At 70.7% G+C, this 11,905-nt stretch carries 13 protein-coding genes; 5 read left to right on the top strand and 8 right to left on the bottom strand.

Annotated features, from left to right (window positions below):
• Nucleotides 1–207 precede the first annotated feature (207 nt).
• The gene (locus tag KRR26_RS14045) at nucleotides 208–726 is read left to right on the top strand and encodes a LamG domain-containing protein (RefSeq protein ID WP_217080050.1); all 519 of its coding nucleotides are present in this window, start codon (nucleotides 208–210) and stop codon (nucleotides 724–726) included.
• On the opposite strand, the gene KRR26_RS14040 is transcribed toward KRR26_RS14045, so the two are convergent.
• Together KRR26_RS14040 and KRR26_RS14035 are read right to left on the bottom strand one after the other, a co-directional pair.
• Nucleotides 674–1,270, bottom strand: a complete 597-nt coding sequence (locus KRR26_RS14040) for a hypothetical protein (protein ID WP_236068588.1) — start codon at nucleotides 1,268–1,270, stop codon at nucleotides 674–676. The two genes, KRR26_RS14045 and KRR26_RS14040, sit on opposite strands and share 53 nt — an antisense overlap.
• Before the next feature lie 102 nt (nucleotides 1,271–1,372).
• Nucleotides 1,373–2,842: a sensor histidine kinase gene (locus KRR26_RS14035; RefSeq protein WP_120206410.1), complete on the bottom strand. Its 1,470-nt coding sequence runs from the start codon at nucleotides 2,840–2,842 to the stop codon at nucleotides 1,373–1,375.
• A 260-nt stretch (nucleotides 2,843–3,102) separates the two neighbouring features.
• Between KRR26_RS14035 and KRR26_RS14030 the strand changes: the two genes are divergently transcribed.
• Entirely contained in the window at nucleotides 3,103–3,486 is a 384-nt protein-coding gene (locus KRR26_RS14030; RefSeq protein ID WP_120206471.1) for a serine/threonine protein kinase, read from the top strand.
• On the opposite strand, the gene KRR26_RS14025 is transcribed toward KRR26_RS14030, so the two are convergent.
• The 4 genes from KRR26_RS14025 to KRR26_RS14010 are packed head-to-tail and all read right to left on the bottom strand — an operon-like array spanning nucleotide 3,476 to nucleotide 6,419.
• Complete coding sequence (locus KRR26_RS14025; protein WP_217080049.1) at nucleotides 3,476–4,480, bottom strand: hypothetical protein; 1,005 nt, start codon at nucleotides 4,478–4,480, stop codon at nucleotides 3,476–3,478. The genes KRR26_RS14030 and KRR26_RS14025 overlap by 11 nt on opposite strands.
• 3 nt (nucleotides 4,481–4,483) lie before the next feature.
• Nucleotides 4,484–4,849 carry a hypothetical protein gene (locus KRR26_RS14020; RefSeq protein WP_120206412.1) on the bottom strand — a complete coding sequence of 122 codons (366 nt, stop codon included), beginning with the start codon at nucleotides 4,847–4,849 and terminating at the stop codon, nucleotides 4,484–4,486.
• Nucleotides 4,850–4,857: 8 nt separating this feature from the next.
• Nucleotides 4,858–5,532 carry a hypothetical protein gene (locus tag KRR26_RS14015; protein WP_236068587.1) on the bottom strand — a complete coding sequence of 225 codons (675 nt, stop codon included), beginning with the start codon at nucleotides 5,530–5,532 and terminating at the stop codon, nucleotides 4,858–4,860.
• Nucleotides 5,532–6,419 carry a hypothetical protein gene (locus tag KRR26_RS14010; RefSeq protein ID WP_217080048.1) on the bottom strand — a complete coding sequence of 296 codons (888 nt, stop codon included), beginning with the start codon at nucleotides 6,417–6,419 and terminating at the stop codon, nucleotides 5,532–5,534. Before KRR26_RS14010 ends, KRR26_RS14015 begins: the two co-directional genes overlap by 1 nt.
• Nucleotides 6,420–6,537: 118 nt before the next feature.
• On the opposite strand from KRR26_RS14010, the gene KRR26_RS37640 reads away from it, so the two are divergent.
• Nucleotides 6,538–7,764: a glycosyltransferase family 4 protein gene (locus tag KRR26_RS37640; RefSeq protein WP_217080047.1), complete on the top strand. Its 1,227-nt coding sequence runs from the start codon at nucleotides 6,538–6,540 to the stop codon at nucleotides 7,762–7,764.
• Here KRR26_RS37640 and KRR26_RS14000 read toward each other — a convergent pair.
• Nucleotides 7,695–8,888, bottom strand: a complete 1,194-nt coding sequence (locus KRR26_RS14000) for a glycosyltransferase (RefSeq protein WP_217080046.1) — start codon at nucleotides 8,886–8,888, stop codon at nucleotides 7,695–7,697. The two genes, KRR26_RS37640 and KRR26_RS14000, sit on opposite strands and share 70 nt — an antisense overlap.
• Nucleotides 8,889–8,988: 100 nt before the next feature.
• Between KRR26_RS14000 and KRR26_RS13995 the strand changes: the two genes are divergently transcribed.
• Nucleotides 8,989–9,717, top strand: coding sequence for a DUF2238 domain-containing protein (locus KRR26_RS13995; protein WP_120206416.1), 729 nt, complete (start codon nucleotides 8,989–8,991; stop codon nucleotides 9,715–9,717).
• A 59-nt stretch (nucleotides 9,718–9,776) separates the two neighbouring features.
• Nucleotides 9,777–10,892: a DsbA family protein gene (locus KRR26_RS13990; RefSeq protein ID WP_217080045.1), complete on the top strand. Its 1,116-nt coding sequence runs from the start codon at nucleotides 9,777–9,779 to the stop codon at nucleotides 10,890–10,892.
• A 14-nt stretch (nucleotides 10,893–10,906) separates the two neighbouring features.
• Here KRR26_RS13990 and KRR26_RS13985 read toward each other — a convergent pair whose 3' ends face one another.
• The gene (locus tag KRR26_RS13985; protein ID WP_120206418.1) at nucleotides 10,907–11,689 is read right to left on the bottom strand and encodes a LolA family protein; all 783 of its coding nucleotides are present in this window, start codon (nucleotides 11,687–11,689) and stop codon (nucleotides 10,907–10,909) included.
• Nucleotides 11,690–11,905: the final 216 nt, after the last annotated feature.

Genomic DNA, 11,905 nt, shown 5'->3' with positions numbered 1-11,905 from the left:
GGCGGACATCGTGTCTGGCCCGTGGGCTAGCGTGCCCCGCCACGCCTCAACAGCCCTCAGTCGCCCTCCGTCCAACCGGAGCGCACGCGCACGCCGAGCGGAGTGTCACCGCGGGAACATCCCTCCACCTGCGCGTCAGCAGCGATCAACCCCATCCAGTGTCCATCGTGAGGCTGGGGGGCGAATCCCAACAGCACCGCGCTCGATGTGCGGCTGTATGACTTTCCCCTCTCACCCGCCAACGTCCAGCCCATCACACCGGGCTCCTCCGTCCACGTGGAGAACGGGCTCCCCGCGACCCAGGCCCTGAGCGCCTTCTCCGTCGAGTGCTGGGTTCGCCCGCGCAACGCGGCCCCGTGGCAGGGCCACATCACCCAGCACACCTACCCCAGCGCGTACGGCTTCGGGCTGTTCCTCGCGAACGGGCGCGTGTGCGCCTATCTGGGGAACGGCGGCGCGTTCCAGGACGCGGGCCTCTTCACCGGCCCCTCCGTGCCGGAGCAGGAGTGGTCGCACCTGGCGCTCACCTGGAACGGCCAGCAGGTCGCGCTCTATCTCCATGGCCAGTACGCCTCGGGCAACGCCTTCACGGGCCCGCTGGTCCCCGGCTCCGCGCCGCCGCGGCTCGGGGCCTACGGCTCGCTGGACGACGCGCGCGTGGGGGGCGCGCGTCTCACGAGCCGCGATTGCGGGTCAGCTCGGCCGCGACCCGCGGGTCGAGCTTGAACGAATCGAAGAAGCGGTCCGCGTCCGAGGGCGGCCGTCCCTCGGGGTGCAGCAGGAGTTGCTGGTACAGGCGCGTGCCCACCATGAAGAAGCGCCCGCGCAGCCGTCGCGGCCCCGCGCGGCCTCCGACCTCTTGTCCTGGGAAGCCGCCCTCCATGGTGAGCGGGTGCGCGGAGATGTCCTGCGCCCCCAGCGCCTCCAGCGCGCCGTGGCTGGCGCGCGACACCACGTCACGCGGATCCGCCTGCGACACCGCGCCGGGCGGGAAGTCCGTGTACGAGACGTAGTAGGCCGCGTCCGCGTCGGGCCGCGAGGCGATGAACGTGTGCAGCGTCACCTCGCCCACCTCGGTGCTCTGCGTGCGCCGCTCCTCGGCGGGGGGCGCTGGGAAGGCCACGGAGAAGCCCCCCTCGTGGGACTGGATGACGGAGGCAGCGGGCGGGGCATGCACCTCGCCGGAGGGCGCGGACTTCGAGGCGCCAGCACAACCTCCCAAGGCCAGCACGGCGGCCAGCGGCATGACTCGGCGCAGGGTCATCATCATCCAGGCGGCTCTCCAGTCGGTGTGGCCGCAAGGTATGCCGGCGGACGCCCGGACGCACCCCTCCCGAGGCCCCTCCGCGCGACACGCAACGATTCCCCCCGGTCAGTGCACGGGAACGGGAGGCGCCTCCGTCCTCGGCGAACGGGCCTCGGTGGGGGACAAGAGCGCCAGGTGGACGCGGAACGTGGAGCCCTGCCCGGGCTCGCTCTCCACGTCGATGCGACCGCCGTGCGCCTCGACGATGCGACGGGCCACGGACAACCCCAGCCCCACGCCCGGAGCGCGCTGCCGCGCATTGCCCGCGCGCTGGAAGGGCGTGAAGAGCTGGCGCCGCTCCTCGACGGGGATGCCGATGCCCTGGTCCGCCACCGCGAGGATGGCCTCCTCGCCCTGACTCAACACGGAGACGTCCACCCTGCTGCCCGAGGGCGAGTACTTCAGCGCGTTGCTGACCAGGTTGTGCAGCACCTGCTCCAGCCGGGAGGGATCCGCGCGCACGAGCACCGGCTCCTCCGGCACCGACAGGCGCAGCACGTGGCCCGGGTCTCCGGACTGGTACAGCTCCACCACGGCGCGAGCCAGCTCGCGCGCGTCGCGCACCTCGGGCTGAAGCTCCAGCCGGCCCGCCTCGATGCGCGTGGCGTCCAGCAGGTCCCCCACCATCCGGTCCAGTCGCGCCACCTGCCGGCGCACCAGGGCCAGCGTGCGCTGCATCCGCTCGGGCGTCAGCGGTGCCCGGCCTGGATCCGCGATGGCGGTGGACAGCTTGAGCGCGGACAACGGATTGCGCAGCTCGTGGGCCACGCCCGCGAGGAAGGCGAGCTGCTGCTCCTGCTGATGCGTCAGGTGATTGGCCATCTCGTTGAACGTGCGCGCCATCTCGCGCAGCTCGGTGGGGCCGGACTCGGGCGCGCGGGTGTTCTTCCGGTCGGAGCTGAAGCGCCGGATGGCGTGACTGATGTCCGCCACGGGGCGCAGCGCGAAGCGACGCAGCCAGAGGATGACGCCCACCAGCGACACGAGCATCAGCGCGCTCAGGCTCAGGCCCGCGATGTTGGCCGTGGCGTCCCACTGCGCGGCCTGGTCGCGCGCGGCCTGCGCCTCGTTCACGTTGAGTTGGATCAACCGCTCCAGCGACTCCAGCGCGGAGTCCAGCGAGGGCTCCACGCGAGGGTCGCCCGTGGACGAGCGCAGGTGCGGCGCGCGCTGCGCGGCCAGGTACGTGTCGATGTGCACGCCCACCTCTTCCAGCAGGTGCTTCTCCGCGTCGGTGGTCGCGGTCGCGGCCAGGCCAGCGAGCTGTCGAGGGAACTCCGCCTCCAGCTCTTGAAGCGAGCGGTCGTGCTCCTCGCCTTCGCTCGGGTCGCGCGCGGTGGGGGTGGTGCTCATCCGCGCATGGGAGAGCAAGTCCACCTCCAGCTCCTCGGCCAGCCGCACGCCCTCCAGGGAGTCGCCGAGCGTGCCGGCCGTGCGCGCCAGCACCGTCGTCAACCCGACGAGCGAGGCGGCGGCCAGCAACGTGATGACCGTCAGCGCTCCGAGCGTCACGGAGAAGAAGGCACGCAGGCTCATGCAACCTCCTGGGGTGATGCGGCCGCCCTCGCGGGTCCTTCGCGCGTCCACCGGTCCACCCTGGAATCCTCCCGAGGGGGGTGCCCTCGTCCCGCATCGAGCAACACCCTCTGAGGGTGGGGGATTCACGGCGCCCGGCAGCCCGCGGGTCCGAGGGCGGGTGAGCAGGGAAGTGCCCGCCCCGCGAGTGCCCCGGCCGTGCTAGTCAGGGCGGACGTGGCCCGGAGCGCACAGTGCACTCGGGCGCGCGCGAGGTCACCATGGACACGCTTTCGCAACCCACCCGGACCCTGAACTTCGACGCCTTCTGGCGCTGGCTCCAGGAGCACACCAACTGCATTCTCCGATGTGGCTCGGCGGACACCACGTTGTTCGACCACGATGACTTCCACTGGGTGCTGATGGAGGAGGAGCGCCAGCACGTGGTGCAGGTCCTCAAGGGCAAGTCCTTGGTGGCGGAGATGGTGATGGCGGGTCGCGAGGTCACCGAGGTCACCCTCAGCGCGGACCCGGAGACGGGCAGCGAGGGCCACTTCCTCGTCGAGCTGTTCGGCGGTCCCAAGGAAGACCCGCAGGTCATCTACCACTTCATCATGGCCCACGGCATGGAGCCGGCCGCGGGGCACCAGGGCTTCAAGCACTGAGCAGCGCGCGTTCAATGTGCTCCACGGCGGTGTGGGCGCCCCGAAAGGCGTCCGCTTCCGCCGGGAGACGCGAGCGAGGTGGCAGCAGCTCCTGGACCCGGGCCCACACCGCCTCGGCGTCCGCCACCCGCTCCTCCGGCCGCAACCGCGCGGCCTGCCGGTCGTAGCGCCGGGCCCGCGCGAGCGCGACCAGCGGCGTTCCCGTGGCCCGCGCCTCTCGCACCGTGTTGTAGCCCCCCGCGCCCACCAGCACGTCCACCCCCGGCAGCAGCGCCAACAAGGGCCACACGGGCAGGGCCGCCCCGTGCGACGTGAAGCCCGGCGGCACCACCCACCGCACCCGCGCCCGCGCGCCGAGCCCCGCCTCCAGCCGCGCGGCGATCCGCCCCATCTCCTCCACCTCCTCCACGCGACCGCAGCCCGCCACCACCACCAGGGGGCGTGCGTCCCCCTCCGCGCCCAGCTCGCGCCGCGCGGCCTCGCGTGAGAGCAGGGCCTCGCGCTCCAACAACAACCAGGGCGCGGTGCGCACCGCGCGAGGATGCGCGGCGAACGGCGCGGGCTCCCCTGGCACCAGGAGCAACGCGAAAGCATCCACGGCCTGCGCCAACGGGAAGCGTGCGACGTACTCGGGATTCAAGTCACGGTGCACCAGCACCGAAAGCGCGCGCGTCGAGGCGAGCAGCGGCGGCAGCTCCCCGGCGAGCCCTCGGGGAAAGGTGTCCACCACGAGCACGTCCCACGGCGCGGCGGTCCACAGCCGCGTCACCTCCGCCACCACCGCGGGCTTGCCCCATGCGGCGTCCAGCCGGTGCACCGTGACGCCCGGCCCGAGCAGGGGCTCCAGGGGCAGGCCCGGCGCGAACGGACTGTTGGTCACCAGCGACACGAGGTGCCCGCGGCGCGCGGCCACGCGGGCGAGCGCGGCGGCTCGGGTCAGGTGCCCCAACCCACCGCCCAACGCATAGACGAGCCAACGCGACGACGCGCGCACGCGTCAGCTCCCGCCCATGTCCTCCTCGAAGGAGGCGTCGTCCTCCTGGCGCAGGCTCTCGCCATCCGCCTCGGTGAAGTCGTGAGGGTCTCGCGACGAACCGTGTCCCCACGAGCTGGAGCCGTAGTAGCCGTAGCTGTCGTAGTAGTAGCTCGGGTCGTCCGTGCTGCTCCCGCTGCCTTGGGACACGGGCATGAGCCGCGCGCAGGACGTGCACAGCGTCCCCGTCTCGCGCGGGCGCGCGTGCGCTTCACAGATGGCCTTCTGGCAATACGTGCACTGCTCCACCGCATCGCGGGAGCAAGGCCGGGAGAAGAGAAACCCCGCGGTCTCCATGCACTGGCCGAGGAATTCGAAGGAAGAGGGCATGGGGCGGCTCAGCGCGAGGACGCCGGGTCCTGAAGAAGGAAGAGAAGGGCTCCCCGCAGCGGGAGGTCCAGGGACTCGAAGCCGAGGCAGGCGACCGCCACGGGGCGCACGGGAGACTTCGTGGCGAAGCGCGTGCGCCCGGACGGTTCGCGCAGGGACACCTTCCCCTCGCGCACGTGCACGCGCAGGCGCTCCTCGCCGGAGGGCTCGCTCACGCGGAAGCCCGAGCCATCAGCCACCACCGCGTAGCGCGGCGCCCCCGCGCCATCCAGGAGTCGCCACCCCGCGCCGTCACGCACCAGCGAGAAGCGAACCGGACCCGAGCGTGCGTCGCGCACCACGAACCCATCGCCCTCGCGAGAGACACGCGCGAGCACCGCGTCGTCCGGGCCCGACACTTCCAGGTCCGCGCCCTTCCACTTGTAGCGCGCGACCTCGCGGCCTTCGCCGTCGATGAGCTTGGCCCCATCCGGCTTGGGCTTGAGGGAGAGAACCTCGCGGTCCTCGTCGTCCTTGAACTTGAGCTTCTCCACGAGCCCCGTGGCGTCCGCGCCCGCGGCTTCCGAGCCCTCTGCCGCCGCGGCACGGGTCGAAGGAACCGGAGCCTCCGAGGTCGAGCCGCGCGAGCACGCCACCGCGCCCACGAGCACCACCATCCCGAGCCAGCACCCGCGCGACGTCATCAGGCCGACCTCGCGTCGCCGCGCTTGCGCAGGGACGTGGAGTAGTTGAGCACCTGGTAGAGGCTCAGCATCATCATGGTTGCGATTTGGGGCACGTCTCCCGCCCACTCGCCATACCCCGTGCGCGCGCGCATCAGCAGGCGATCCTCGGACACCTGGAGTCGCGCCAGCTCCACACCGGGTGGCAGCCGCACGGACGCACGCGCCTCGCGCTCCAGCCCCGCCAGCGCGGGGTGCCGCTCGGGCTTCACGCGAAGCTGGACCTCCGCCACCGTCACGCCCGTCTCGCGCGTCTTCACCTTCGTGCGCCCGCTGGCGCTGCGCGACGTGCGCCGAGACTTGCGCAGGCGGTCCGTCATCCCCAGCCGCCAGTACGTCCCGTCCGCCAGCCGCGCCTCCAGGTCGAGCCACGGGTCGAGGAACTCCTCGGTCTGCCAGCGCCCCCGGGGCCCCTTGCCGCGCAGCTTGCTCGCGTCGTCCACCGGCGACAGGTCGAGCGTCAGCGACACGGGCTCATCGGGCGACAGGTCTGGGCGCAGCCGGTCGAGCATCGTGCGAATCAACAGGTAGCGCCGGTCGCTCAAGTCGAAGCGCCGCGACGCCGAGCGCTCGGAGAAGAAATACACCGCGATGCCCAGCAGCCCCAGCCCCGACACGAGCAACAGGACGAAGGCCGCGCTCGACGCCCCTTGGAGGATGAAGAAGACCGCCATGACGACCATGCTCAGCAAGCCACACGCCCACGCGAGCCGGCCCTGCGTGCTCCGTCGTGCTTCGACGCTCCGGTCAAAGGCCTCGATGGCGGCGATGTCCTCCAGCACCTCCGCCGCGGGCGCGGAGGCGCGGTAGACCAACTCCTCGCGAAAGCGATGGACATCGAGCGCCACGGTTCGAGCCTTCCCTCTGGGCCGCCGACCGGGCGGGACTCCGCAGCGTAGGAGGCGCCTCGGGATGGGTCAAACCCTCGCGTTTGCTCGAACACACAGGGCGCGGTAGCACGGCCCCGTGTCCACCTCTGGCATCGTCTACGCCTCGTTCGACCGCTTCCCTTCCCCCAAGGGCGCGGCGGTGCACATCCAAGCCTTCGTCGAAGCGCTGGGCACCGCGTTCGGACAGGTGGACCTGCTGGCCATCGGCGCGGAGCCCGGTTCGAGCACTCGGCCCTGGAGCCCTGGCGTCACGTTCCACCCACTGGAGGCTCGCGGTCGGGACCTGATGGCCCAGGCGCTCAACTTCCGCGCGCGGCTCGGGGATTGGTGGCGCGGGCGCCCCCGCGCGCGGGTGGTGCACGTGCGCTCCATCTTCGAGGGCTACCCGCTCGCCCGCCGCAAGGACGCCGTCACGGACGCGCTGGTGTTCGAGGTGAACGGGCTGCCGTCCATCGAGTTGAAGTACCACTACCCAGACGTGGCCGATGACCGCGAGCTGCTGCTCAAGCTGGAGGCGCAGGAGAACACCTGCATCCAGCGCGCGGACCTCCTGCTGACGCCGAGCGCGGTGACCGCCGAGCACCTGAAGTCACGGGGCGCGGACGCATCGCGGATCCGCGTGATTCCCAACGGCGTGGACCTGGACCTCTTCCGCCACATGCCCCCGCGTGAGCGCCCACCCGAGCGGCCCTTGCGCCTGCTCTACAGCGGGACGATGTCCGCGTGGCAGGGCGTGCACCACGCCCTTGAGGCGTGCCGCTTGCTCCGGCGCGAGTTCCCCGTCGTCCTCACCCTGGTGGGCCCGCTCAGGAGACACCAGCGCCGCGCGCTGCTGGACCGGTGCGGAGACCTGCTGCTCGAAGGCGCGGTGGAGCTGCGCGAGCCCCTGCCTCAAGCAGCGCTGGCCGCGCTGCACCACGCCTGCGACGTCGTGCTGGTGCCGCTGCCCATGAACGACCGCAACTGCGTGCAGGGCTGCTGTCCGCTGAAGCTGTTGGAGGCCATGGCCTCCGGAACGCCCGTGGTGGCCAGCGACCTGCCCGTGGTGCGCGCGCTGGCCCAGGACTCCACCGAGGCCCTGCTGGTGAAGCCCGGGTCGCCCAAGGCCATCGTCGACGCGGTGCGCGCGTTGCGCGACGAGCCCCTCCGAGCAGCCGCGTTGAGCACGAGCGCGCGGGCCCGCGTGGAGCGGGACTTCTCCTGGAGCCGCGCGCAGGAGGCGCTGGTGGCGACCTACGAGGATGCGTTCGGCATGGCCCGCGCGAGCACGCGGCGCAGCACGTCCGCCTCCGCGTCGGCCTGAAAGCGCTCCTCGATGCGGCGGCGCGCGGCGGCTCCGAGCGCGGCCCGCCGCTCCGGAGGCAAAGCCAGCACGTCCAGACACGCCTGCCCCAGGTGGTTGAGCAGGGCCTTGGGAATGACGAAGCCGTTGTGGTCGGAGTCCACGGCCTCGGGGATGCCTCCCGCGTCGCTGGCGATGACCGGGCGCTCGCACGCCATGGCCTCCAGCAAGGCATTGGGCATGCCCTCCCAGAGCGAGGGCTGAAGATAGACATCACACAGCCGCAGGTGCGCAGCGATGGCCTCGGGCGTATCGAGCCGGCCGGATACGACGATGCGGGCGGCGTCCTCGGGGTGCTCGGCGCGGTAGGCCACCAGGTGCTCGGCGTCGCGGGCGCGCACCTCGCCAATCACCAGCAGGCACGCGGGCCGCGCGCGACGCACCTCGGTCAACGCGGAGAGGAGGAACGGCAAGCCCTTCTTGTGGCGCAGCTCGCCGGAGAAGCCGAGCACCGCCTCGTCCGGAGCAATCCCCAGCCGCGCGCGCAGCGCGGGGTCCGGCGCCCCGGGAGAGAACAGCGCGGTGTCCACGGCGTTGGGAATCACCTCCACGCCCGGGTCGCGCCCCAGCAGCAGCGCCATCTTCCGGCCCAGGTCGCGCGACGCGGCCGTGAGCACCTTCGCGCGCCCCAGCGTCCACAACAGGCGCGCGAAGTCGCCCGGCGGGAACATGAGCTGATCCACGTCATTGCCCCGCGCGCTGAGCACCGAGGCCAGTCCCTGCGACTCCGCGAACACCACCGCGAGGAACCCGGGCGGATACAGGTAGTGCCCCCAGACCAGCGTGTAGCGCCGCTTCGCATGCAAGTGATTGAGCACGTCGAGCGTATGTTGCATGGACAGGTCCGCGCTGCCGAACAACCCCAGCCGATGCAAGGTGACGCCGCGCGCGAACGGAGACACCTCGCCCGCGTCCTCCACGGTCTCCAGCGCGCCAGGGGCCGCGGTCCGCGTCCACGCCAGCACATCCACCTGCGCGCCCAGCTTCACCAACGCGCCCGCGGTCCGAGCCCCACTGCGCGCCAGCCCTCCAATGTCGGGAGGGAAGCGCTCGGCCACGAGGAGGACACGCGAATCAGAAGACATAGTCCGCGGATTCTTGGCCAAGTCCCCCGAGGGCGACACAGGAAACGGTGAGCCCGTCGCGAGGGCTCCACTATCCTCGTGCCCTTCACTGGGGGTCCCCATGCAGTCCGCGCTTCCGACGTCCTCCGCACCGTCCTTGGATGCCATTGCGCCCAGCTTCCCCGCCGTGCCCGGCACGCGAGAGGAGGCCCGGGTGCCCCTGCTCCTCGCGGGCGTGCTGACGCCCATCCTCGCGCTCACGCTCATCTTCTGTCCGGCCGGTCGCCTCAACTGGTTGCTCGAAGTCGGGCCCGGGCTCATCGGCATCGTCGTGCTCGCCACGACGTTCCGCCGCTTCCCCATGTCTCGCTGGGTCTATGTCTGCGTCTTCCTGCACATCCTGGTGCTGACCTACGGGGGCTATTACTCGTATGCCCTCACGCCGCTGGGGGACTTCGCCCGCGCGGCCTTCCACCTGTCGCGAAACCCATACGACCGCTTGGGCCACCTCGCGCAGGGCTTCTTCCCCGCGTTCATCATCCGCGAGGTTTTGCTGCGCGCCACGCCGCTGCGGCGCGGCGGGTGGCTCAACTTCCTCACCGGCTCGGTGGCCTTCGCCATCAGCGCGGGCTACGAGCTGCTCGAGTGGTGGACCGCGCTGGTGTTGGACCCCGCCGGGGGCGACACGTTCCTCGGCTCCCAGGGAGACATCTGGGATGCGCAATGGGACATGTTCCTCGCGCTCTGCGGCGCCGCGCTGGCCATGGCCGTGTTCGGCCGCGCCCACCTGAAGAGCGTGGAGCGCCTGATGGCCCGCGCGAAACCCGCTGGGCGCATCCCGGGAAATTGAATAGACGGACCGCGCGTGCGTCCGCGCGCCCCGTCATTCACGCCATGGGAGATGCAGTCATGAGGAAGTATTCCATCCTGGGGTTGTTGGCCGTGCTGTGCGTGGGCTCGGCGGCCCACGCCGAGGGCCCCACGGGTTCGACCGCCGGGGTCCTCGCCGAGCGCCCCAACGACATCGTGCTCGGGCGTCCGAGCGCCCCCGTCACCCTCGTGGCCTATCTGGAGTACCACCACCTCCATTACGAGGAGATGGCGGGGATGATCGAGACCATCGCGAGCACCTGGCCCGACGATGTCCGTCTCGTCGTTCGCGACTTCCCCATGGAATACCACGGGGGCGCCAGGCTGGTGGCCATGGCGGCCCACGGCGTCTACCTGCGCACGAATGCGTCCGCCTATCTGAAGTTCGTCAGCCACGTCAGTCGCGACAAGACCCTCCGCGATGTCGCGTCCCTGTCGTCCGCCGCGCAGGAAGTCGGCGCGGGCCCCTCGGGCACCTTCGAGAAGCTGCTGAGCGCGGGGGCCTGGGAAGACAGCCTTCAGGCGAGTCGCGCGGACATCGCGAAGCTGGGCATCAGCGCCTCCCCCACCTGGTTCCTCAATGGCGTGGACCTCAAGGCCGGCTTCCTCTCCAAGCAGGTGATGCAGAGCGTCCAGAAGGCCGTCAATGATTCACGCGGCAAGGTCACCCCACCCGCCTTCGTGCCCGGCAAGGGCATTGGGCCCTTCTCCCTGGGCCAATCCCTGGCGAGCGTCCAGAAGCTCGGGCTGCGCAGCCGTGGGCCCGACACGTTGGGGTGGATGTGCGTGGCCACTGATGAAGGCAGCGACCTGTGCGTCTATCGCCTGCGCATCGTGGCAGGCAAGGTTCACCGCATTGATTACTCGATGAACCTTTCCCGGAAGGGCTTGAAGGTGGGCTCCGAGGTCTTCACCTGGGGCAGCGCGGACCAGCTCCTGGGCCTGCGAAAGAGCCTGGGTTGCGGCGAGACCGAGTCCATGGAGGGCGGCGCCTCCACGACCTGCCAGAGCCCCACGAAGCAGGTCACCACGAAGCTGTCGGAGGGCGATGAGAACGAGTGCAGCGAGTGGACGCGCCTCACGCCCCCACCGCCCTGCAAGGAGGGCGCACTCAACTACCGAAATCTCACCGTGGAGCTCTCCGCCCAGGACTGACGCAAGTCGCCCGGTTACTTCGCCGGCGTCTTCGGCGCGGGCGGAGTAGCGGGCGCGCTCTGCTGGCTCATGCGCTGGCGGATCATCTCCTGAATCTGCTCCGGGGTCTTTCCCTGGAGGTCCTCGGCCTTGAAGGTGCTCATCGACGTGGGCACGGGGCGCAGGGCATCCTGCGTCTGGTAGCCCTCGGGGATGCCGAAGCGCGAGTCCGGCTGCGCGCCCACCTGGATGTTCGTGACGTTGATCTCCGCCCGGAGCTTGTTCTGCGGATCGAACGTCTGGCTGCGCACGTAGGCGACCTCCGGCAGGTCCGTGGGGCGCCACACCTTCTGCCGCTTCATGCTCTCCTCCGCGCCGGGCGGGAGCCCCTCGTAGACGACGGCGGGGTGGCCGTTCACCTTCTCCGTGCCGACCTTCTTGTACCCCTGCGAGGTGAAGCACGCGTCGAGGTCCTGTCCCTTGCCGATGCACGCGCTGGGAATCTGCACGGGCAGGTCATCCAGGTTGCGCACCATGGCGGTCTTGCGCTCGTGGAAGAGGATGACGCCCGTGCGCTTCTCCCAATCGAAGAGGATGGTCATTCCTCCGGGAATCTGCGGGGTGTCCATGTCCATGCGCAGCTTGTCCGCGCGGCCATACATCTTCCCGGCCGTCTCCGGAGCGGGGCCCTTCTGACCAGGAAGCGGCGCGCTCTTCACGCGCAGGTCACCCACCCAATCAGCGAAAGCGGGCGTGGCCAGCAGCAGCGTGGAGGCAACGAAGCCAGACAGGCCCTGACGGAAGCGAGCGGAGTGCATGAGCGAAATGATGCCTCGTAAAGGGATGCGAGAGGACAGCGGGAGGCCACGGACCGCGGATGCTCCCATGGCGGGATGAACCGCGCGACCCCTGGGGAACCGGACGACCGCCTGTTTCTTCATGGCCGCCCCCCCAGCCCCTCATCGCCCGAGACAGCACCCAACTGCGGGTGTCGTTGACACACCTGACGCACGCCCCAATCATCATTCCCGGGA

Origin of the sequence: Citreicoccus inhibens, assembly GCF_019039035.1 — a bacterium.
Lineage (GTDB): Bacteria > Myxococcota > Myxococcia > Myxococcales > Myxococcaceae > Citreicoccus > Citreicoccus inhibens.
The sequence above is the reverse complement of the archived record's forward strand: the minus strand, read 5'-3'. Positions and strand labels throughout refer to the sequence as shown.

Excerpts from the sequence above, each read along its gene's own strand:
- KRR26_RS13985 (WP_120206418.1), bottom strand. The coding sequence starts at position 11,689 with ATGCACTCCGCTCGCTTCCGTCAGGGCCTGTCTGGCTTCGTTGCCTCC.
- KRR26_RS13995 (WP_120206416.1), top strand. The coding sequence starts at position 8,989 with ATGCAGTCCGCGCTTCCGACGTCCTCCGCACCGTCCTTGGATGCCATT.
- KRR26_RS14000 (WP_217080046.1), bottom strand. The coding sequence starts at position 8,888 with ATGTCTTCTGATTCGCGTGTCCTCCTCGTGGCCGAGCGCTTCCCTCCC.
- KRR26_RS14035 (WP_120206410.1), bottom strand. The coding sequence starts at position 2,842 with ATGAGCCTGCGTGCCTTCTTCTCCGTGACGCTCGGAGCGCTGACGGTC.
- KRR26_RS13990 (WP_217080045.1), top strand. The coding sequence starts at position 9,777 with ATGAGGAAGTATTCCATCCTGGGGTTGTTGGCCGTGCTGTGCGTGGGC.
- KRR26_RS14040 (WP_236068588.1), bottom strand. The coding sequence starts at position 1,270 with ATGATGATGACCCTGCGCCGAGTCATGCCGCTGGCCGCCGTGCTGGCC.
- KRR26_RS14030 (WP_120206471.1), top strand. The coding sequence starts at position 3,103 with ATGGACACGCTTTCGCAACCCACCCGGACCCTGAACTTCGACGCCTTC.
- KRR26_RS14020 (WP_120206412.1), bottom strand. The coding sequence starts at position 4,849 with ATGCCCTCTTCCTTCGAATTCCTCGGCCAGTGCATGGAGACCGCGGGG.
- KRR26_RS14015 (WP_236068587.1), bottom strand. The coding sequence starts at position 5,532 with ATGACGTCGCGCGGGTGCTGGCTCGGGATGGTGGTGCTCGTGGGCGCG.